Below are 22,345 nucleotides of genomic sequence, written 5' to 3' on the forward strand. Positions count from 1 at the left end.
GCGGCGGCGGAACTGGCGGCAAAGCCGATGGTGCCCCCATTGGCCCCGGTGGCGGGCTGGCCGTTGAGCGGCTTTGTCACCATAAGCCGCCCGGTATCGGTGGCGTAGATGAGCCGTCCCTTCGCATCCGTCTGGGCGGGCCTGATGCCCAGCGCGCCCAGCGTGCTGTCATAGAACCTGCGTGACGCGGCGATGTCGTTCGCGCCGATGGTAATGTGGCTGAACATGGTCTTTTTCACTCCCGGTCGTGATCGGACGCGATCATGCATGACCCCGCAGGCACCGGCAACCATGGCCGCCAGCCCATGGGAACGGCAGGCATGGACCACCCGCGCAATTTTTTGTAACACTTCCATTACGGGGCCAGCAACGTGACTGGCCCACGCCTGATATTCACCAGAAGGAAAACCATGCGCTTTATCGCTTCACTGGCAGCTTCCCTGGCCGTCATGACCGGCCTGTCCGCCGCACCGCTGGGTGCGCAGGCGGCATCGCTGCACACGAACCTGGAAAAGTTCAAGGCCGCGCGCGCGTTCAACCACCTCTCGGCCGACGGGCAGCGCGCGCTGGCCGATATCCTGAACGCCAAGCAGGTGCTTGACGCAGGCCAGACCGAGGCCGCCATCCCCGCGCTGTACGACGCCACCAAGCGCCTGACCGCCGCGGCCAAGGCGAACGGGCAGTTCATCGCGGCGGAAACCAGCCTGCACCCCGCCCCGCAGCACCCGGCCCCGGCCACGCATGTCCCCTCGACCACGCCGGTTACATGGATTCCGGTTGGCGGCGAGGTGATCGGCACCGAAACGCTGGCGCCTGAAAAGAAGGCCGCCGTCGCCACCGCCAACTCGCAGCTCAAGTCCGGCCAGATCCCGCAGGCGGCGCAGACGCTGCAGGTGGTGGGCGCGGATGCCGATTTCATCCTGGCGCTGGCGCCGCTGGAGCCGACGCAGGGCGCGATCAACCGCGCCACCGTCTTTACCGAGGCCCGCAACCCCAAGGAGGCCTCGGCCGCGCTGCAGCAGGCACTTGATGGCATCATGTTCGTGTCGGACGACGTGGTCGAGACCATGCCCCCCGCCACGGGCGCGCAGCAGCCCGCCGCGTCCAAGTAATGAAAAAGGCTGTTTCAAAAGCAGCCCGGTTGCGGTCTGGCGTATCCTTGCGTGCCTGAATGTATTGTCCCTGCTGCCCCGGTGCCGCGGCATCGCGGCGGCAGGGCGGCCAGTTCAGCCACAAAATGCCCTGCCGGGCCGCAACCCTGAATTTCTGGAACAACCCCTGAACCGGGCCGGGCGTTTCCATGCCGCGCGCCCGGCCCGGCCATGGGCCACAATAATTCTGGTCATGGACCGCAATAATTCTGGTATCGTTCCATTCCCGGCGCGTCCGTAGTATGATGAGACCTTACTTCGTGAGCAGAAAGGCTTTCGCACCATGACGCCCGCCTCCGACACTTTTCTGGAAGCACTGCCAAAAGCCGAACTTCACGTCCATCTGGAAGGCACGCTCGAGCCCGCGCTGAAGATCATTCTCGCCCGGCGCAACGGCCACCCCCTCCAGAACATGACGGAAGACGAGATCCGCGCCGGTTACAGCTTCCACGACCTGCCATCATTCCTGGCGCTGTATTACGAGGGCGTGGACCTGCTCCAGACCGAGCAGGATTTTTACGACCTGTGCTACGCCTACCTGAAAAAGGTGGCCTCGCAGAACGTCCTTTATACGGAAATGTTCTTCGACCCCCAGCTTCACACCCGCCGGGGCGTTGCGTTCGGGACGGTCATAACCGGCATCACCCGCGCGCGGAAGGATGCCGAGCGGGATTTCGGCATCCGCTCACAGCTTGTCATGTGCTTCATCCGTGAAATGAGCGCTGAATCGGCCGAGGAAACCTTTACGCAGGCGCTGCCCTATCTTTCGGACATCGTGGGCGTGGGCCTTGATTCCGATGAGAAGGGCAACCCGCCCGCCAAGTTCGCCAATGTGTTCCGCCGCGCGCGTGAGGCCGGGCTGCATGTGACCATGCATTGTGACATCGACCAGGAAAACACGCATGAGCACATCCGCCAGGCGCTGGAAGATGTGGGCAGCGAGCGGCTGGACCACGGGCTGAACGTGCTGGACAGGCCGGAACTGGTGGCGCAGGCGCGTGAGCGGCACATCCCGTTTACGGTCTGCCCGTTCCCGAACATGGTGATCCGCCCCGGCAGCAATGAAAAGGACATCCGCGCGCTGCTTGATGCGGGAATGACCATCACCATCAACTCGGACGATCCGGGCTACATGCACAGCGTTTACATGACCGAGGCGCTGAAGCTGGCGCGTGACGGCGCGAACCTGACACCGCAGGAAGTCGTCACCATCAGCCGCAACGCCTTCAACGCCGCATGGATAGGGGAGGCGGAACGCCAGACCTACCTTGCCCGCCTTGATGACTTTGCCCGCAAGGAAGGGCTGCTGCCCGCAGCATGACCCACCCGCAGGAAACAGCCTGAAAACAGTAAAAAGTTTTTGGCTGCCGCCTTTTTTCAAAAAGGCGGCGTTACCTGAAGCATCCTGAAAAAGCCTTGCCGGAAACACCCGCCTGACCGGCGGCATGTTTCCGGGGGATTTTCAAACAGTTTACAGACAGGGGCACCCCAGTCGGGCATGCCCGATTTTCTGATTACATCCGGCCTTCATCACCCCGCAGACCGCCACCGTTTCCCGCCGGATGCGGGGCGGGCCGTCTGCGCGCCCGTTCCCGACTGCCGCAAGGGCCAACCAGTCTGCCCCATACTCCGCCAGATGGGTCCGCAGCCTTGCCCACAGGATCGGGCGCAGGGGCCGCTCCCGCCTGCCAGCCCACGCGCACCCCGCCACATTCCACGCCCCCACATCCTGAAATCTTTCACCCCCGTCGCAACCACCCCGCGCCGCGCGCGTAGTTGGCGGTATGGGCACGGGCCGCATCCGGCCTGACCAGATGGAAAGGACATGGTCCATGGCCCCTGCGGCAGGTCCGGACCCCACGGCGGATGAACAGGCCCTGATGGACCTGGCGCTTGACCTGCACTGGACATGGAACCACGCAACCGACAGGCTGTGGCGGCAACTGGCCCCCGAGACATGGGACAGCACCCGCAATGCGTGGAGCGTGGTGCAGAACACCCCGCGCAGCCACCTGCGCGAAATGCTGGCCACCCCCGCGTTCCATGGCCTGCTGACGGAACTCTCGCGCAGCCACGCCGCCAGCCGCACGCGCCCCGTCTGGTTCACGCAGGCCAGCACGCTCACCCCGCCGCCCTGCATTGCCTATTTCAGCATGGAATACATGCTGGACGAGGCCCTGCCCATCTATTCCGGGGGGCTGGGCAACGTGGCGGGCGACCAGCTCAAGGCGGCCAGTGACCTCGGCGTGCCGGTGGTGGCGGTGGGGCTGCTTTACGCGCAGGGCTATTTCCGCCAGGCGCTGACCCCCACGGGGCAGCAGGTCGCCCTTTACCCCATCAACGACCCCGCCCAGCTTCCGCTACGTCCCGTGACCGACAGCAACGGCGACCGGCTGCGCCTGCCGTTCCAGATCTCGACCGGGCGGATCTGGCTGCGCGCGTGGCAGGCCACGGTGGGGCGCACCACGCTTTACCTGCTGGACACCAACGACCCCGACAACCCAGCCGACATACGCTGCATCACCACCCAGCTTTACGGCGGCGATGCCGAACTGCGGCTGCGCCAGGAACTGGTGCTGGGCATTGGCGGGTGGCGGCTGCTGCGCATGCTGGGGCTCAGGCCCGATGTCTGCCACCTGAACGAAGGGCACGCTGCCTTCGCCGCGCTGGAACGCGCGCGGGGGTTGATGGAAGACCTTGGCATCCCCTTCATGCAGGCATTGACAATCGCGCGCGCGGGCACGGTCTTTACCACACATACGGCGGTACCTGCCGGGTTCGACCGCTTCACGCCGCTCATGATTACAAGCCACCTATCCTTTTACGCCGCCAGTGAACTGCATATCGACATAGCCGACGTGCTGGCGCTGGGCCGGGGCAACGCACCCGCGCAGGATGCGGAAGCCCCGTTCAACATGGCCTACCTCGCCATGCGCGTAAGCGGCGCGGTCAATGGCGTGAGCCGCCTGCACGGGCAGGTCAGCCGCGCGCTGTTCAACCCGCTTTTCCCGCGCTGGCCACAGGTGCAGGTGCCGGTCGGCCACGTGACCAACGGCGTGCACATGCCCACATGGGATTCCGCCGCCGCCGATGCGCTCTGGACCACCGCCACGGGCAAGGACCGCTGGCGCGGCACGCATGATACGGTGGAGCGCGACGTCCGCACCCTTTCCAGCCACGACCTGTGGCGGTGCCGCTGCCTGTCGCGCGCGGCATTGATCGACTTCATCACCGCCAGCCACAGGGCGCATGCCTGCTTCCATGGGGAACGGCGCGCCCAGTGCCTGCCGCCGCCGGGATTTGACCCCGGTATCCTGACCATCGGGTTCGCGCGGCGCTTCGCCACTTACAAGCGGCCCAACCTGCTGCTGCACGACCCCGACCGGCTGGCCCGCCTGCTGTGCAGCGCCGACCGCCCGGTGCAACTGGTGGTGGCGGGCAAGGCCCACCCGCAGGATACGGCGGGGCAGGCACTGATCGCGCAGTGGATCGCCTTCATCCAGCGCCCCGACATGCACGGGCGGGTGACGTTCATGGTGGATCATGACATGTCCATCGCCCGCCAGCTTGTCGAGGGGGTGGACCTGTGGGTCAACACCCCCCTGCGCCCGTGGGAGGCCTGCGGCACCAGCGGCATGAAGGTGCTGGTGAATGGCGGGCTGAACATATCGGAACGTGACGGCTGGTGGGCCGAAGCCTGCGCGCCCGATGTCGGCTGGGCCATTGGCGATGACACGGCCACCACAACCGGCCCCGAACGTGACGCGCAGGACGCCGAAAGCCTGTACGCCACGCTGGAAAACGCGGTGATCCCCCTGTTCTACCAGCGCGATGCGGCGGGCATACCCCAGCAGTGGATGGCCATGATGCGCGAAAGCATGGCCCGCCTGACGCCACGCTTTTCCGCTAGCCGGACGGTGCGCGACTATACGCAGGGCTATTACCTGCCGGCAGCCGCGGCCTATCGCGCAAGGCTGGCCGATAACGGGGCGAAGGCGGCGGCCATAGGCCAGTGGCAGCAGAAGCTGGATGCAGGCTGGCCCGCGCTGCGCCTGGGGCGGATGCAGGCCACGCAGGCGGGGGATGTGTGGCGCGTCACGGTTGAGATGCACCCCGGCCCGCTGGCGCCCGACATGGTGGCGGTGCAGCTCTATGCCGACCAGCCCGACGGCGCGCCCGCCATCTTCCCCATGGCCGCAGGCCCGGCAGGGGCGGAGGGGCAGATCACCTGCAGCGTGGAAATCCCGGCCACGCGCCCGATTTCCGATTACACGCCGCGCGTCATCCCCTGCCACCCCGATGCCGCCATCCCGCTGGAAGCCGCGCACATCACGTGGCTGGAGCGGGGATGATCCGTTTCCCGTAAATAATAAATTGCTGAAATTATTTGTCACGGCCATGACGGTCTGGCCGTTTTTATTTCAAGTCCGTTCCATATGAATAAATCATGAAGTAATGGCCATGACCTGACGATCACATAACCGTGTTTGTGAGACCATGCGGTTAATGGCCCGTTAACTGCACCAGAACCAGAAAACATGACCGGTTTTTCGCAAACCAAGGAAACAGGCCGATGGTCCGTGCGGTTGCCCCATTCCCAACACCAGTCCGGCTCCTTTCGGTCACGGCGGAGATGTTCCCCTTCGTCAAGACAGGGGGGCTGGGCGATGTGGCCGGTTCCCTCCCGCCCGCGCTGGCCCGTTACGGGGTGGATGTCACGACCCTGCTGCCCGGCTACCCCGCCGTCATGGCCGCCGCGCGGGAGCGGCACGTGGTCGCGCATGCCAGCGTGCTGGGCCACCATGCGCTGCTGTGGTCGGCCCACGTGGCCGGTGTGGACCTGCTGATACTGGACATACCCGAACTGTACGACCGCCCCGGCAACCCCTATCTGTGCGCGGAGGGGCGCGACTGGCCCGATAACGGCATCCGCTTTGCCGCCCTGTCGCGCATGGCGGCCGACATGGCGCAGGGCAGGGTGGAACATTACCGCCCCGACCTGGTGCAGGCGCATGACTGGCAGGCCGGGCTTACGGCGGCCTACATCCACCATGACCGCAGGGCGGGGGCGGTGGACGCGCCGCGCGTGCCGGTCATCCAGACCATACACAACCTCGCCTTTCAGGGGCGTTTCCCGGCGGAGTGCCTTGCACGCTTCGGCCTGCCGCCCGAAGCCTTCTCGGTGGAGGGGTGCGAATGCTACGGCGCGATCAGCTTCCTCAAGGCCGGGCTGTACCATGCCGACCGCATCACCACCGTCTCGGCCACTTATGCGCAGGAAATCCAGACGCCCGAGGGCGGCATGGGGCTGGACGGCCTGCTGCGCCGGCGCGCCGACCGGCTGGAGGGCATCCTGAACGGGATCAGCACCGACATATGGAACCCCGCCAGCGATCCGGCGGTCCACTTCCCCTACATGGTGGGCGACACCGTGGGCCGCACGCCCAACAAGCGCGCGCTGCAGGCGGAATTCGCCCTGGCACCCGACCCCGATGCCTTCGTGATCGGCATTGTCAGCCGCCTGACGGAACAGAAGGGCATGGACCTGCTGCCCGCCATCATGGAGCGCCTGCTGGCGGGCAATACGCAGGTGATCGTGGTGGGGGAAGGTGACCGGGGGATCGAACGCGGCCTCGCCGCCCTGCACCGGCGCTATCCGGGGCGTTTCGCATGCCATATCGGTTATAGCGAGGCGCTGGGCCACCGCGTGCCCTCGGCGGCGGATGCCCTGCTCATCCCCTCGCGCTTCGAGCCGTGCGGGCTGACCCAGCTTGGCGCGCTGCATTACGGCGCGGTGCCCGTGGCGTCGCGCGTGGGCGGGCTGGCCGATACGATCGTGGACGCCAACCCCGCCGCCATCGCCAACCGGGTGGCCACGGGCTTCCTGTTCTCCCCGGTGGGGGCGGACACGCTGCTTGCCGCCGTGGGCCGCGCGCGCGCGCTCTACCGGCGCAACCGCCCGGCATGGCGCCAGCTCCAGGCCAATGGGGCCGCGTGCGATGTGTCATGGAACGAGAACGCCGCCCAGTACGTCGCCCTGTTTGCCGACATGCTGGGCGTGGCCGCGCATGCCAGCACGTCCAACGTGATCAGCCTGCCCGCCAGCCGCCAGCGCCGCACCCCCCTGCGCGAGGGCCGCAGGCGCAACATCGCCCGCAGGCCGCCCCGGCTGTCATGGCCACGGGCCGCGCCGCATTAGGCCACAGCACAGGCCATGGCCCACGGCGCATCATCCACCCCGCCAGCACGTAAACCCAGCGATAAAGGCCAAGGCATGAGGATCAGGCTGGATGAAGCCCATTATTTTCTGCCCGAAGGTACCGATGACCTTGTGCACGGACGCAGCGCGGACCCGTTTTCCATCCTCGGTCGGCACAACATGGGCAAGGTGGATGTCATCCGCGTGCTGTACCATGACGCGGCGGGCGTGCGGCTGGTGGTCGAGCGCCCGCGCGGCAGGCCGGTGGAACGCCCGATGCGCCGCATGGGCGGCACGGGGCTGCATATCGGCACCGTGCCCGCGGGCGCGCGCTACCACCTGAAGATCGCATGGGCCGACGCGGTGGAGGAAACGGCCGATCCCTATTCCTTCGGCCTGCTGCTGGGCGATATGGACCTGTACCTGTTTTCCGAGGGGCGGCACCACCAGCTTGACCGCGTCATGGGCGCGCAGCCCATGGTGGTGGAGGGCACGGCGGGCGTGCGCTTTGCCGTATGGGCGCCCAATGCGCGGCGGGTCTCGGTCATCGGGGATTTCAATTTCTGGGATGGCAGGCGCCACCCCATGCGCCTGCGCCACGCGGCGGGGGTGTGGGAGCTGTTCATTCCGGGGCTGGGACCGGGGGAGCGCTACAAATTCGAGATCATGGCGCGTGACGGCCACATCCTGCCCCAGCGCGCCGACCCCTTTGCCCGGCTGGCCGAGCGCCCGCCCGCCACGGCCTCGGTCGTTGCATCGGCCGAACCCTTCGGCTGGCAGGACGCGGCATGGATGGAAACGCGGGCGGGGCGGCAGGCGCCTGAAGCGCCGATCAGCATATACGAAGTCCACGTCCCCTCATGGCGGCGGCCGGGCGGGGATGCCAGCCGCGTCATGTCATGGCGGGAACTGGCGCGCGAACTGGTGCCGTATGTGTGTGAGGCCGGGTTCACGCATGTCGAGCTGATGCCGGTCATGGAATATCCGTTTGGCGGCTCGTGGGGGTACCAGCCGCTGGGGCTGTTCGCGCCCTCGGCCCGGCATGGCACGCCAGCGGATTTCGCGGCCTTTGTCGATGCCTGCCACCAGGCCGGGATCGGGGTGATACTGGACTGGGTGCCCGCGCATTTTCCCAACGATGCGCACGGGCTGGCCTGTTTTGACGGCTGCGCGCTGTACGAGCACCAGGACCCGCGTGAGGGCGTGCACCGTGACTGGAACACCATGATCTACAATTTCGGCCGCCATGAGGTGCGCGGCTTCCTGATCGCCAGCGCGCTCATGTGGCTTGAGCGGTACCATGTCGATGGGCTGCGGGTCGATGCCGTGGCCTCCATGCTCTACCGTGACTACAGCCGCAGGGAAGGGGAGTGGATACCCAACATCCACGGCGGGCGTGAAAACCTGGAGGCCGTGGCCTTCGTGCGTCAGTTGAACGAGACCATCCACGCCCTCGTGCCCGGCGCCATGACCGTGGCGGAGGAATCAACCGCATGGCCCGGCGTGACACGGGGCGTGGCGCAGGGCGGGCTTGGTTTTTCGTACAAATGGAACATGGGCTGGATGCATGACAGCCTGAACTTCATCGCGCGCGACCCGCTATGGCGCGGCTATCACCTGTCCGAAATCCTGTTCGGCCTGTACTACGCCTTCAGCGAGCGGTTCATCCTGTGCCTGTCACATGACGAGGTCACGCACGGCAAGGGCTCGCTGCTGGCGCGCATGCCCGGTGATGTCTGGCAGCGCCACGCCAGCATGCGGGTGTTCTTCGCGCTCATGTGGGCGCATCCGGGCAAGAAGCTGATCTTCATGGGCAACGAGTTCGCGCAGGATGGCGAATGGTCGCATGATGGCGAGATCGACTGGCACATCCTGTCCGACCCGCTCAAGGCGGGCGTGCGCCAGCTTGTATCCGACCTCAACCACCTCTACCGCGCGCTGCCCGCGCTCCATGCACGCGACTGCGACCCGGAGGGCTTTGCATGGGTGATCGGCGATGACACAACCAACACCGTGCTGGCCTGGCTGCGCATGGCGCCGGGGCACGCGCCGGTGCTGGTCGTGTTCAACCTGACCCCCGTCATCCGCCGCGACTACCGCGTGGGCGTGCCGGTGGGGGGGCTGTGGCGTGAATGTCTCAATTCCGACGCCACGGCCTATGGCGGCAGCGGGGTGGGCAACGGGGGGCATGTCATGGCCACGGACGAGGCCGCGCACGGCCACCCCCATTCCTGCGCGCTGACGCTGCCGCCACTGGCGGCGCTGTACCTCCACCCCGTGCGGGAGGGGGCATGATGCGCTTTCCGTCCGCGCTTTCCCCCGGCCTGCCCACGCCGCTTGGCGCGCACTGGGATGGGCTGGGGGTCAACTTTGCCGTATTTTCCGCCAATGCGCACCAGATCGACCTGTGCATTTTCGACCCGCGCGACCGGCGCGAGATCGTGCGCCTGCCGCTGCCCGAATATACCGATGAGGTCTGGCACGGCTACCTGCCCGATGCCGAGCCGGGGCTGCTTTACGCCTTCCGCGCCTTCGGGCCGTACGATCCCCTCAACGGCCACCGCTTCAACCCGCACAAGCTGCTGCTCGACCCCTATGCCCGGGGACTGAGCGGCAGGCTGACAAATTCGGACACGCAGTTCGGCTACCGCCTGCATTCACCACGCGCCGACCTGTCGTTCGACCGGCGTGACAGCGCACCCTCCATGCCGCGCTGCGTGGTGGTGCATGACAGTTACGAATGGGGCGATGACACCAGCCCCGCCATCCCGTGGGACGAGACCGTCATCATGGAAGCCCATGTCAGGGGCCTGACCATGCGGCGCACGCTGGCGGGGCAGGCGCGTTCGGGCACGTTCCAGGCGCTGGGCACGCCCGAGATGATCGAGCACCTGCACCGGACCGGCGTGACCACGCTGGAGCTCATGCCCATCCAGCAGTTCATGCCCGAGCGCGCCCTGGCCGACCGGGGGCTGACCAATTACTGGGGCTACAACACGCTGGCCTTTTTCGTGCCGCATGCGGGCTACATGGCCAATGGCTCGCACCACGAACTGCGCAGCGCCATCCGCCGGCTGCACCAGGGCGGGATAGAGGTGGTGATGGACGTGGTGTACAACCACACCTGCGAAGGCAGTGAGCAGGGGCCGACACTCTCCCTGCGCGGGCTGGACAACGCCACCTATTACCGCCTCGTGCCCGGTAACGAACGCCACCTGATAAACGATACCGGCTGTGGCAACACGCTCAACCTGTCACACCCGCGCGTAGTGCAGATGGTGCTGGATTCCCTGCGTTACTGGGCGGATTCCTACCATATCGACGGCTTCCGCTTCGACCTTGCCCCCGTGCTGGGGCGCGAACCTTATGGCTTTGACCAGGGGGCGGGGTTTTTCGATGCGATCATACAGGACCCGCTCCTCTCGCGCCTCAAGCTCATTGCCGAACCGTGGGACCCCGGACCGGGGGGCTACCAGTTCGGCAATTTCCCGCCCGGCTTTGCCGAATGGAACGACCGCTTCCGTGACACCGCGCGCCGCTTCTGGCGGGGGGACGCCATGCAGCAGGGCGAGATGGCCACGCGCATCGCGGGATCAGGCGACATGCTGGACCGGCGCGGGCGCAGGCCATGGAGTTCCATCAACATGCTGACCGCGCATGACGGCTTCACGCTCGAAGACGTGGTCAGCTACGCCGGGCGGCATAACGAGGCCAATGGCGAAAACGGCCAGGACGGGCACGCCGAGAATTACAGCAGCAACTGGGGCGTGGAGGGGCCAACCGATGACCCCGCCATACTGGCGCTGCGCGGGTGCGTGCAGCGCGCGATGCTGGCCACGCTGCTGTTCGCACACGGAACGCCGATGCTGCTGGCAGGCGATGAGTTCGGCCAGACGCAGGGCGGCAACAACAACGCCTACTGTCAGGACAACCCCACATCATGGCTGGACTGGAGCCGCGCGGAAACGCCCGATGGCCGGGTCCTGAGCGCCTTTGTCGGCCGCCTTGCCGCATTGCGGCGCGCGCATCCATCGCTGCGGGCGGCGCGTTACATGCACGGCCGGCACCACCCGCTGCCCGATGTGCCCGACATAGGCTGGTTCCGCCGCGACGGCACGCCCATGGGCATGGAACAGTGGAACGATGGCGCGTTCCACCTGCTGGGGGTGCGCCGGGCCTGCGGCCTGCCGGGCGGGGAGGTGGACGTGACCTACATGCTGCTCAACGCCAGTGGCGGGCCGATCACCGCCGTCCTGCCCGGCCCGGCGGGGCGGTGGACGCTGCTGGTGGACACAACCCGCCCCGAAGAGCCGCAGGCCGTGCTGGATGAAGACACATGCGACATCGTGGTGCCCGCGCGCGGGCTGCTCCTGCTCTCGCTCACCCCCCATGCCCCCGCCACCACCGCCGGGGAGGAGGGGGAGGCATGAGCCACCACGCCTACCGCGCGCGCCAGGCGGGCGCCATGCTGCTGCCAGACGGGGCGCATACCCGCTTCAGCCTGTGGGCCCCGTCATGTCAGGCGGTGACGGTGGAGGCCGAGGGCCTGCCGCCCGCCCCCATGGAACCGCAGGGCGCGGGGTGGTTCGCCTGCGTGCTGCCCTGCGCGGCGGGCACGCGCTACCGCTACCGCGTGGCCCCCGACCTTGCGGTGCCGGACCCCGCATCATGCCACCAGCCCGATGACGTGCATGGCCCCAGCGAGGTGACGGACCCCGCCAGCTATACATGGCAGCACGACACATGGCGCGGCCGCCCGTGGCACGAGGCCGTGATATACGAGGTGCATGTGGGCATAATGGGCGGCTATGCCGGGGTCATGGCCGACCTGCCGCGCATTGCGGCCAACGGGTTCACGGCCATTGAACTCATGCCGCTTGCGGAAATACCGGGCGGGCGCAACTGGGGCTATGACGGGGTGCTGCCCTATGCCCCGGAATCCGCCTATGGCCCGCCGGATGCGCTCAAGGCGCTGGTTGACCGTGCGCATGGCCTCGGCCTCATGGTGCTGCTGGACGTGGTGTACAACCATTTCGGCCCGGACGGGAATTACCTGCCGGTTTACGCGGCCCCCTTCTTCCGCGCCGACAGGCAGACCCCGTGGGGGGCGGCGATTGATTTCCGGCAGGCGGCGGTTGACACGTTCTTTGTCGATAATGCGCTGTACTGGCTCATGGAATTCCGCTTTGACGGGCTGCGGCTCGACGCGGTGCAGGCCATTACCGAGCGCGCATGGCTCCAGCGCCTGCCCGCGCGCATCCACGCCCATGTCGAACGCGGGCGGCATGTCCACCTGATACTGGAGAACGAGAATAACGATGCTGGCCTGCTGCGCGCGGGCTACACCGCGCAGTGGAATGACGACGCCCACAACGCCCTGCACGTGCTGCTGACGGGGGAGGAGGAAGGCTATTACGCCAACTTCACCCCCGACCCCACCGGCGCGCTGGCCCGGGTGCTGGCCGAAGGCTTCGCCTTCCAGGGCGAGGTCTCGCCCGTAACGCACACGCCCCGTGGCAGCCCCAGCGCCGACCTGCCGCCCGCGCGCTTCATCATCTTCCTGCAAAACCATGACCAGATCGGCAACCGCGCGCTGGGGGAGCGGCTGACCACGCTGGCCCAGCCACAGGCGCTGCGCGCGGCCTACGGGCTGGTGCTGCTGTGCCCGCAGATCCCGCTACTGTTCATGGGCGAGGACTGGGGATCACGCCAGCCCTTCCTGTTCTTCACCAGCCACACGCCCGAACTCGGCCGCATCGTGCGTGAGGGGCGGCGGCGGGAATTCGCCGGGTTTTCACATTTTGCATCCGAAGCCGCGCGCCACACCATCCCCGACCCCAACGCACCGCAGACCTTCGCCGCCTCCCGCCCCGATGCCGATGAACCCGACGGCCCCGAACACCGCTCATGGCGCGCGCTGGTGCAGGCGCTTCTGGCCATACGCCACAGGGAGATCATGCCCCGCATACCCGGCGCGCGCGCCATGGGGGCGACGGTCATCGGCCATGGCGCGGTCATGGCGCAATGGCGCATGGGCGATGGCGCGGTGCTGCGGATCGCCCTCAACCTGGGCGAACGCAGCGCCAGCCTGCCCGGTGTGATGGGGGGGCGGTGCCTGTACGCCACCATGCCCCACGCGGCCGCCCCGTTCCTGACCGCCGTGCCCCCCCGGTCCGTCGTGGCCTGCCTGATCGAGGCGCGAAATGAATAACCCCAACGAAACCGAACGCGCGCGCAACGCCGGGCTGTGCCTGCGCTGGCGCGATGCCGGGGGGCGGATGCGCGCCGTCTCGCCCGAGAGCCTGCGCCGCCTGCTGGCGGTGGTTGAAAGCCATGGCCAGCCCACGGATACGGGCCTGCCCGCCATGGTCGTGAGCGTGGCGGGCAGGCCCACGCCGCTGTCCCTGCCACCGGGGGAGGCGGCCACGACATTCCGCCTGACACTGGAAAATGGTGAGACGATGGAGGGCGCGCTGCGGCAGTTCCGTGGCCGCACCGCGCTGCCCGCGCTGCGGGTGCATGGCTACCACCGGCTGGAAATCGGGGCGCAGGCCACCACGCTGGCCGTGGCCCCCGCGTCATGCCCGCCCCTGAGCAGCCTTGTGGACGGGGAGGGCGGACGCCCCTGGGCGCTGGGGGTGCAGACATACGGGCTGCGCATGCCCGGTGATGGCGGGATCGGCCATTTCGGCGCGGTGGCCACGCTGTCACGGCTGGCCGCGCGGCGCGGGGCGGACGCGCTGGCCATAAGCCCCGCCCATGCCATGTTCGCCGCGCGCCCGGGGCAGTACAGCCCGTATTCGCCTTCGTCACGGCTGTTCCTCAACGTATTGCTGGCCGACCCGCTGGCCGTGTTCGACACCGCCACGGTCCATGCCGCCATGCAGAAGAACGGCCCCGCCCATGTCGAGGCACTGCGTAAACTCGAGGATGCCCCCCTGATCGACTGGCCCGAAGCCACGGCACGGCGCTACCAGCTCCTGCGGCGGCTGCATGATGAGCGCATCGTGCCGCACCCGCCGGCGGAACTGGCCGCCTTTCGCAAGGCAGGCGGCACGGCGCTGGAGCAGCACGCCATATTCGAAACGCTGCACGGCTATTTCACCACCCGTGGCGCGCGCGGCGGGGACTGGCGGCACTGGCCGGTGGCCATGCGCCAGCCCGCCAGCCCGGAGGTGGCGCGCTTTGCCGCCGAATTCGCGCAGGAGGTGAATTTCCACATCTTCACCCAGTGGCTGGCGGCCAAAAGCCTGGCAGTGGCCGCCAACGCGGCGCGCGCGGCGGGCATGCGCATTGGCGTCATTGCCGACATGGCGGTCGGCATCGACCCCACCGGCAGCGAATGCTGGGCACGGCAGCAGGAATTCCTTGTCGGCGCATCCATCGGCGCGCCACCCGACGCGCTCAGCCCGCTGGGGCAGGACTGGGGGCTGACCACGTTTTCCCCCGCCGGGCTGCGGGCCACGGGCTACCGCGCCTTCATCGAGACCCTGCGCGCGGGCTTCGCGCACGGGGGCGGGCTGCGGATTGACCACGTAATGGCGATGGAGCGGCTGTGGGTGATCCCGCAGGGTGGTTCCTCGGCGGAAGGGGCGTACCTCTCCTTTCCGGTGCGGGACCTCATGCCGCTTGTCGCGCTGGAGGCCGAGCGCGCCCATGCCGTCGTGATCGGGGAGGATCTGGGCACGGTCACGCCGGGCTTCCGCCGCGCGGCACAGCGCCATGGCATACTGGGCATGAACGTGCTGTTTTTCGAGCGCACGGCACAGGGCGCTTTCCGTCCGCCCGCCACGTGGTCGGCCAATGCCGCCGCCTTCACCACCACGCACGACCTGCCCACGGTGGCCGGGTGGTGGCAGGGGGTGGATCTGGACTGGCGCGAGAAACTGGGCCAGTTCGCCCCCGGCACCGACCCCGCCAGCGTGCGCGCGGGGCGCGAGACCGACCGGACGGCGCTGTGGTCGGCGCTGAACGTGGCGTCAGGGGCAAAAAAAACACCCGAAAAGCCGCCCGCCACGCCTGCTGGCGCGCGGCCCGTGGTGGATGGCGCGGTGGGGTTCGTAGCCAGCACGGCCTGCCCGCTGGCCGTCGTGCCCATGGAGGACATGCTCGGCCTGCCCGAACAGCCCAACCTGCCCGGCACGACAGGCGGGCACCCGAACTGGCGGCGGCGCTACCCCGGCATGGCGGCCACCGTGCTGTCGGGCGCTGATGCGCGCCGCCGCGTCAACCGCCTGCGCACGGGGCGTGGCCATGCGTGACATGCCCGTCCCACCCGTGCTGCGCGCACTGGCGCGCGTGCAGTTCCGCAACGGCATGACGCTGGATGACGCGGCCGAGCTGGTGCCACAGTTCGCGCGCATGGGGGTGAGCCACCTCTATGCCTCGCCCCTGCTGGCCGCGCGCCCCGGCTCCACCCACGGCTACGACACCGTGGCCTATGACCGGATCGACCCCGCACTGGGGGGGGAGGCGGCGCTGGCCCGCCTCAGCGCACGGCTGCATGCCCATGGCATGGGGCTGGTGCTGGACATCGTGCCCAACCACATGGCGGCCGATTTCCATAACCCGTGGTGGATGGACGTGCTGGCATGGGGGCAGGCCTCGCCCTACGCCACGTGGTTCGATATTGACTGGAACACCCCCGATCCCGACCTGCACGGGCGCGTGGTGCTGCCATTCCTTGACCGCCCGCTGGCGGGCGCGCTGGCGGCGGGCATGCTGCGCCTGCACCATGACGGGCAGAGCGGCCTGTTCCACATCCACCACCATGACCACCGCTTCCCGCTATGCCCGGCAGGTTATGCGGGCATGCTGGCGGCGGCGGGCGCGCCGGGGCCGCTGCTGGCCTGCCTGACCACCGTGGCCATGCGCGCCCGCCCCGGCGCGGAGGTGAACAGGGCGCTGACCGCGCTGCGCCAGTGGGCCGCCACCGATGAAGGCCATACGGCCATGGCGCGCATCACCAGCCTGCATGACGGCACGAACCTGCCCGGCCGCACCCGGCTGGGCGCGCTGCTGGCGCACCAGCCCTGGCGGCTGGCATGGTGGCGCGACGCCGCGACACGGATCAACTGGCGGCGTTTTTTTGACATTACCGGCCTTGTCAGCCTGTGCGTGGAACGTGAAAACGTGTTCGACGCCGTGCATAACTATGTCCTCTCGCTCTACCAGCGCGGGCTGGTGGACGGGCTGCGGATCGACCATATCGACGGGCTGGCCGCGCCTGCCGCCTACTGCCAGCGCCTGCGTGAACGCCTTGCGCGGCTTGCCCCCCGCCGTCCGGCCAGCGCGTTGCAGGGTGCCAGCGTGCATGTGGAGAAAATACTCCTGCCCACCGAGAGCCTGCCCGCCGCATGGCCGGTGGAAGGCACCACGGGCTACGAGTTCATGGATCAGGTCGGTGCCGTGCTGCACGACCCCGATGGCGGTGCGGCGCTGGACCGGCTGTGGGCCGCGTGCGGCCGCGATGCCCGCGCGCTGGACGTGATCGTGCACGGCGCGCGCGTACAGTTGCTTGAACAGACCTTTCCCGCTGAATACCGGCGTCTTGTCACGCTGCTGGACACCGCGCTGCACCGGCGCGGCGTGAACTGCCCGGCCGCGGACATGGAGGCGGCGGTGACCGGCCTGCTCACGCAGTTCCGGCCCTACCGCACCTATTTTGGCGATGAGGTGGTGCAGGACCATACCAGCGGGCAGGCGGCCCTCAACGCCGCGAAGACAGCAGCAATGCGGACACTGACACCCCAGCAGGGCAGGGCGCTTGAACAGGTGGCGCGCGTGCTCGCCGCACGCCCCGAACATGCCCCGCGCGTGAGCGTGCGCCGGGCGCAGCAGGCGTTCGAGCACCTGACCGCGCCACTGGCTGCAAAATCACTGGAGGATACGGGTTTCTACCGCTACGCCCGCCTGCTGTCACGTAACGAGGTCGGCTCGGACCCCGGTGTTCTGGCCCTGTCGGTCACGGCCTTTCACATGCGCTGTGCCGACCGGCTGGACCACCACCCTGACACGATGCTGGCCACCGCGACGCATGACCACAAACGTGGCGAGGACGCCCGTGCGCGCCTTGCGGTGCTGAGTGGCATGGCCGGGGAGTGGGAGGAACTGGTGCAGGACTGGTTCGCCCGCAACGGCGCGTGCAACGCCGCCGGACCGGACCGGATTGATGAGCTGATGCTGTACCAGACGCTGGTGGGCGCATGGCCGCTGGAGCCCTTTGCCAGCCGGGCGGCGCGCGCGCGCTTTCACCACCGCATTGCGGCGTGGCAGGTCAAGGCCCTGCGGGAAGCCAAGCGCCATACGGACTGGATCACCCCCAACGCCGATTATGAAAATGCCTGCGCGGCCTTTACCGAACGCCTGCTCAACCCGGACACGCCGGGCGGCTTCCTGCCCCGGCTTGAGGGCCTCGTGGCGCGTATCGCACCCGCCGGGGCGCTGAACGGGCTGGCCCAGACCCTGCTGCGCCTGACCACGCCGGGCGTGCCGGACATGTACCAGGGCTGCGACCTGTGGGATTTCAGCCTGGTTGACCCCGACAACCGCGCCCCCGTGGATTACACCCACCGCGCGGCCCTGCTGGAGCAGTGTTCCAGCTTCGACACGGCAGCGGCCACATGGCGCACCGGGCGCATCAAGCAGGACATGATCCGCCGCATCCTGTCATTCCGCCAGCAGTATCCCGACCTGTTCGCACGGGGCACGTACGAGCCCGTCACCATTACCGGCCCCGACCAGAACCACGCCATCGCCTTCCTGCGCCGCCATGCGGGCATGAGCCTGCTGGTGGTGGCCCCGCGCCTGCCGCTGGGCATGCAGCCCGATGCCGACACGCTGGCGGTGGGGCGCGAGATGGACCTGGCCCTGCACCTGCCCCAGCATACGGGCCAGTGGCACAGCCTGCTGGGGGAGGTGCCACGGCAGGCCACCATGCCGCTTGAACACGGTCATATCCCGCTCATCTGCCTGGTGCGGGATGCGGATGCGGGGGCCGGGTCGTGAACGGGGGCGTGGTCACTCCCACGCCCCGTTCTGGATCATGCAGTCACGGAAGATGTTGCGGTGCGACGCGCGGGTGATCCCGATGCTCATGCCCGTGGCATAGGCGCGCCCGCCGGACAGGCCCTCACACTTCGCCTCGATCCCGGCATAGGCCGCGCCCTTTTGCGATATGGCGGCGTGGTGGCCCGTCGTAACCCCGTAGGGCGAGCCGACACGCTGCCGGTAATCAAGGTGGTGGGCGGCTATCATGAGGTTGATGCGGTGCGTGCGGGCCTGCGCGGCCGTGACGCTGCACAGGGCCGCGAGCATGACCGCCAGCGCGAGGGATGCTTTCCGGGACATATAGGCTTCTCTTTATCTGTCAGGAATCTATTCATATTGTGAATATATGGCCCAACTATGTCCGTGCGCGCGGTGCGGCCCACATGCAAGTATTCACGCAACATTGTGCCAATACCCCACGCGCAACAGCGTGCAGGCCTGCCGTGGCGGTTGCGGGCCGTATTTTCCATGTAAACCATTCAGTAACCATGGCCGCTTACCATGTGGTCATGGATCATGCCCGTACTGTCACGAATTGACACATCCACCATGGCGCAACCCATGCCATCATGCCGCGTTACCGCCTGTGCCATACGCAGGGGCACGTTACAGGGGCGCACCGTCCTTACCTGCGCGACTACAGATCTCGTGACCGTTCCAACGCCCATAACGGATGTAAGGGGAGATGGACATGACGCAGTCAGATCAGGCCGAAAACAACCACGAACTCGAACTGCGGGCCATGAGCCTGTGGAGCAAACAGCACCCCGACCGCCCATGGCGGCGGGCGGGCAGCCTGCAGCGTTACCACAAATCATCCCACGCGCTGCATGGTATTCCCGCCTTTCCCGAAGAACAGGCACAGTTCCGTTTCCTGGCCGCGCACGCCATGACTGTCGCACGCGACGGCAGGCACCCGTAGGCAAACGGCGCGGGGCAGGGCATGCGCGTCCTGCCCCGCCCGCCACGGACATGTTTTTCACGCCCTGCATTGACATTGGATGTTATGACGGCAGACACTGGTATTACAGGCGCATATCTGCCACTTTCCATGCCGCGAAGCCCGCGTACCCGGTTCATCTGAGATTTTGAGTGTAATGAAGCCAGCAGTTTTTCTTGATCGTGACGGTGTCATCAATGTCGATACAGGTTATCCCCATCGGATAGAAGAACTCGAATTCATTGCAGGCGCGCCCGAGGCCATTGCCAGCATCAATGCAAGCGGCAGGCTGGCCGTTGTCGTCACCAACCAGTCCGGCATCGCGCGCGGGCTGTATGGGGAAGAGCAGGCCCACGCCTTCAACAACCATATCCAGGACCGGCTGCGCGAATGGAATGCACGCATTGATGCGTTTTACCTGTGCCCCTACCATCCTGAAGCCACAATCGCGCGTTACCGGCAGGACCACCCCGACCGCAAGCCGCGGCCGGGCATGATCGAACGTGCAATCAGGGACCTTGATATTGACAGGGGCAACTCCTTTCTGGTCGGTGACCGGCAGACGGACGTGCAGGCCGCGCAGGCGGCTGGCATGCCGGGATATCTCTTTACCGGACCCCGCCTGGATGCTTTCATAAAACCACTACTTTCCTCTTCCTGAATAACTGGCTGTGTAAATCTGGATGATTGAAAACTTCAATTTCGGCTGTCTGTGTATCATTGGGGATGTCCTGCTCGATCAGTACGTGTTCGGGTCGGTCAACCGCATCTCACCCGAGGCACCGGTCCCGGTTCTCCTGCACTCCCACCGCCAGGCCGTGCCGGGTGGGGCCGCGAATGTCGCCGCCAATGCCGCGGCATTGGGGTGCAAGGTCAACCTGGTGGGCGTTGTCGGCACCGACCGCGCGGCCAATACGCTGCATGAGGTCATGGCCCCATGGAAGAACGTGAGCCTGCGCGGGCTGGTAAAAGACCCGGCATGGACCACCATTACCAAGACCCGCATCCTGAGCGGCCAGCAGCAGATCATGCGCATTGACGAGGAATGCGTGGGCACGCTTTCCGCCGATACGCCCGATCGCCTGATTGCCGCCGGCCTTGCCGCGCTGGCCGAGGCCGATGTGCTGGTCTGCTCCGACTACGCCAAGGGCGTGCTGTCGGACAAGGTGCTGTCCACCATGATTGCCGCCGCGCGGAAAAAGGGTATTCCCGTTATCGTTGACCCCAAGCGCAAGACGTTTGAGGCCTATCGCGGCGCGACACTCATCACCCCCAACCGCACGGAAATGACAGCGGCGACGGGGCTGCCGCTCAATACCGAAACGGAAATCGACATCGCGGCGCGGACCGCATCGGAACAGTTTGGCGGCGATGTGCTGCTGACCCGTTCCGAAGCGGGCATGACGCTGTGGCAGCGCGATGGGGAAACCCTGCACGCCGTGGCCCGCCGCTCCGAAGTGTGCGACGTATCGGGCGCGGGCGACACGGTGCTGGCCACGGTGGCAAGCGTCCTGTCGGCCGGGGAAATGCTGGAAACGGCGGTCGTGCTGGCGGCTGCCGCCGCTGCCGTCTCGGTCAGCAAGCTCGGCACCGCTACCGTCACGCGTGAGGAACTGAGCCGCGAACTGCGCAGCGAGATGAGTGATGCGGGCATGCTCGCCACCATTGACGAGGCGAAGGAAATCGTCCGCAACTGGCGCCAGCACGGTGCGCAGGTGGTCTTTACCAATGGCTGTTTCGACCTGATCCACCCCGGCCACATCGGCCTGATCCGCGCTGCCGCAAAGGAAGGGGACAAGCTGATCGTCGCCCTGAACACGGACAGTTCCGTCAAGCGGCTCAAGGGTGAAAGCCGCCCGATACAGGACGAAATCGCGCGCGCCACGGTTATCGGCGCACTGCGTGATGTTGACCTTGTCGTGCTGTTTGACGAGGACACGCCGCTTGAAACCATCAAGGCGCTGCGCCCCAATGTCGTGGTCAAGGGCGCTGACTACACCGAAGACCAGGTGGTTGGCGGCGACTTTGTAAAGCAGTACGGCGGCCGCGTCGCCCTTGTCGATATTCTGGAGGGACGTTCGACATCCTCCCTCGTCAAGAAGGCACAGGGCCATGCGCCCGGTCATGTGCATGACAAGAGCAAGGCCGTATTTTCAGGCTAGATAATACATATGCCGGGTTCCGTACAGTAGAACGCAACCCGGCATATCCGGATATACAGGGCATCCTGATCGGATTACTGAATGGTCTTTTTATATATAAACCGGGACAGGGATGAGGAAAGACGGGCGCTTTTCCTGAAGAACAACGCCCATGTCAGCGGCCTGAAAAGGTTCAGCGCCATAGATGGCACCACCATCGACCGCAATGACCTGCTGGCCCGCGGCATCATTAGCGAAGACTGTACTTACCGCGATTCCGCAATAGGCAACGCGCTGTCACATATCTCATTGTGGAACGGCGTGATGGAAAGCGGCCGGAGCGCGTGCATATTCGAAGATGACGCCATACTGTGCAGGAATTTTGAAGAGCAGTACCAGAACATATTAAGCAATGTTCCTGATACATGGGAAATCATACTGCTGGGCTACAATACGGATGTTCCGTTGTACATGGAAATGATCCCCTCCATGCTGGAAGGGATATTCATTCCCAACAACAACAAGTTCATGGAAAACATCAACCGCTTTTCCAGCACCACCATCACCAGCCAGCCCCTGAAACTGCGCGAGGCGCTGGGGCTGTGTGGTTACGCCATATCCCCACGCGGCGCGGCCCGGCTGATCGAGGGCATCATTCCCATCCGCAGGATGGACCTGGCGGTAAGGATCATGGGCGGCCAGTACCAAAATGGCAGTCTGGATAACTTCCTGTGCGCGGCATATAAGGAAATGGATGCCTATTGCTGCGTGCCGCCCATCTGTGCGTCCGAAAATGACAAATCCCTGTCCACGATATGGAACGCCGCTGATTTCTATCATTGAAAGGTAAGGGGACCACAATCCC

At 66.5% G+C, this 22,345-nt stretch carries 14 protein-coding genes and 1 pseudogene; 13 read left to right on the plus strand and 2 right to left on the minus strand.

Features of this window, described 5'->3' with window-relative positions; all coding sequences use genetic code 11:
* A pseudogene (locus DY926_RS11175) lies at nt 1-227 on the minus strand (VOC family protein); the annotation flags it as partial.
* A 183-nt stretch (nt 228-410) separates the two neighbouring features.
* On the opposite strand from DY926_RS11175, the gene DY926_RS11180 reads away from it, so the two are divergent.
* The 9 genes from DY926_RS11180 (at nt 411) to treY (ending at nt 18,357) form a co-directional block, all read left to right on the plus strand.
* Nucleotides 411-1,112, plus strand: a complete 702-nt coding sequence (locus DY926_RS11180) for a YfdX family protein (RefSeq protein ID WP_116703444.1) — start codon at nt 411-413, stop codon at nt 1,110-1,112.
* 322 nt (nt 1,113-1,434) lie between these two features.
* Entirely contained in the window at nt 1,435-2,472 is a 1,038-nt protein-coding gene (add, locus tag DY926_RS11190; protein WP_116703446.1) for an adenosine deaminase, read from the plus strand.
* 511 nt (nt 2,473-2,983) lie between these two features.
* On the plus strand, nt 2,984-5,503 hold the full coding sequence (glgP, locus tag DY926_RS11195; protein ID WP_196778578.1) for an alpha-glucan family phosphorylase: 2,520 nt from the start codon (nt 2,984-2,986) through the stop codon (nt 5,501-5,503).
* Nucleotides 5,504-5,724: 221 nt separating this feature from the next.
* The gene (glgA, locus tag DY926_RS11200; RefSeq protein ID WP_116703448.1) at nt 5,725-7,350 is read left to right on the plus strand and encodes a glycogen synthase GlgA; all 1,626 of its coding nucleotides are present in this window, start codon (nt 5,725-5,727) and stop codon (nt 7,348-7,350) included.
* A gap of 75 nt (nt 7,351-7,425) precedes the next feature.
* Complete coding sequence (gene glgB / locus DY926_RS11205) at nt 7,426-9,645, plus strand: 1,4-alpha-glucan branching protein GlgB (protein ID WP_116703449.1); 2,220 nt, start codon at nt 7,426-7,428, stop codon at nt 9,643-9,645.
* Nucleotides 9,642-11,780 (plus strand): glycogen debranching protein GlgX, encoded by a 2,139-nt coding sequence (glgX, locus tag DY926_RS11210; RefSeq protein ID WP_116703450.1) that lies wholly within the window; start codon nt 9,642-9,644, stop codon nt 11,778-11,780. Before glgB ends, glgX begins: the two co-directional genes overlap by 4 nt.
* On the plus strand, nt 11,777-13,561 hold the full coding sequence (gene treZ / locus DY926_RS11215) for a malto-oligosyltrehalose trehalohydrolase (protein WP_116703451.1): 1,785 nt from the start codon (nt 11,777-11,779) through the stop codon (nt 13,559-13,561). Before glgX ends, treZ begins: the two co-directional genes overlap by 4 nt.
* Nucleotides 13,554-15,611, plus strand: coding sequence for a 4-alpha-glucanotransferase (malQ, locus tag DY926_RS11220; RefSeq protein WP_116703452.1), 2,058 nt, complete (start codon nt 13,554-13,556; stop codon nt 15,609-15,611). The genes treZ and malQ overlap by 8 nt, the downstream gene beginning before the upstream one ends.
* Nucleotides 15,604-18,357 (plus strand): malto-oligosyltrehalose synthase, encoded by a 2,754-nt coding sequence (gene treY, locus DY926_RS11225; RefSeq protein WP_116703461.1) that lies wholly within the window; start codon nt 15,604-15,606, stop codon nt 18,355-18,357. The genes malQ and treY overlap by 8 nt, the downstream gene beginning before the upstream one ends.
* 12 nt (nt 18,358-18,369) lie before the next feature.
* Here treY and DY926_RS11230 read toward each other — a convergent pair whose 3' ends face one another.
* Nucleotides 18,370-18,699: a hypothetical protein gene (locus tag DY926_RS11230; protein WP_116703453.1), complete on the minus strand. Its 330-nt coding sequence runs from the start codon at nt 18,697-18,699 to the stop codon at nt 18,370-18,372.
* 391 nt (nt 18,700-19,090) lie between these two features.
* Between DY926_RS11230 and DY926_RS11235 the strand changes: the two genes are divergently transcribed.
* From DY926_RS11235 to DY926_RS11250, 4 genes are all read left to right on the plus strand, one after another.
* On the plus strand, nt 19,091-19,321 hold the full coding sequence (locus DY926_RS11235) for a hypothetical protein (protein ID WP_241503173.1): 231 nt from the start codon (nt 19,091-19,093) through the stop codon (nt 19,319-19,321).
* Nucleotides 19,322-19,496: 175 nt separating this feature from the next.
* Nucleotides 19,497-20,000, plus strand: a complete 504-nt coding sequence (locus DY926_RS11240) for a D-glycero-alpha-D-manno-heptose-1,7-bisphosphate 7-phosphatase (protein ID WP_116703455.1) — start codon at nt 19,497-19,499, stop codon at nt 19,998-20,000.
* Between the two features lie 22 nt (nt 20,001-20,022).
* On the plus strand, nt 20,023-21,501 hold the full coding sequence (gene rfaE1 / locus DY926_RS11245; RefSeq protein WP_116703456.1) for a D-glycero-beta-D-manno-heptose-7-phosphate kinase: 1,479 nt from the start codon (nt 20,023-20,025) through the stop codon (nt 21,499-21,501).
* Between the two features lie 81 nt (nt 21,502-21,582).
* The gene (locus DY926_RS11250) at nt 21,583-22,323 is read left to right on the plus strand and encodes a glycosyltransferase family 25 protein (RefSeq protein WP_116703457.1); all 741 of its coding nucleotides are present in this window, start codon (nt 21,583-21,585) and stop codon (nt 22,321-22,323) included.
* The last annotated feature ends 22 nt before the right edge of the window (nt 22,324-22,345 follow it).

The sequence above is a fragment of the Komagataeibacter melaceti genome (assembly GCF_003403295.1).
GTDB lineage: Bacteria > Pseudomonadota > Alphaproteobacteria > Acetobacterales > Acetobacteraceae > Komagataeibacter > Komagataeibacter melaceti.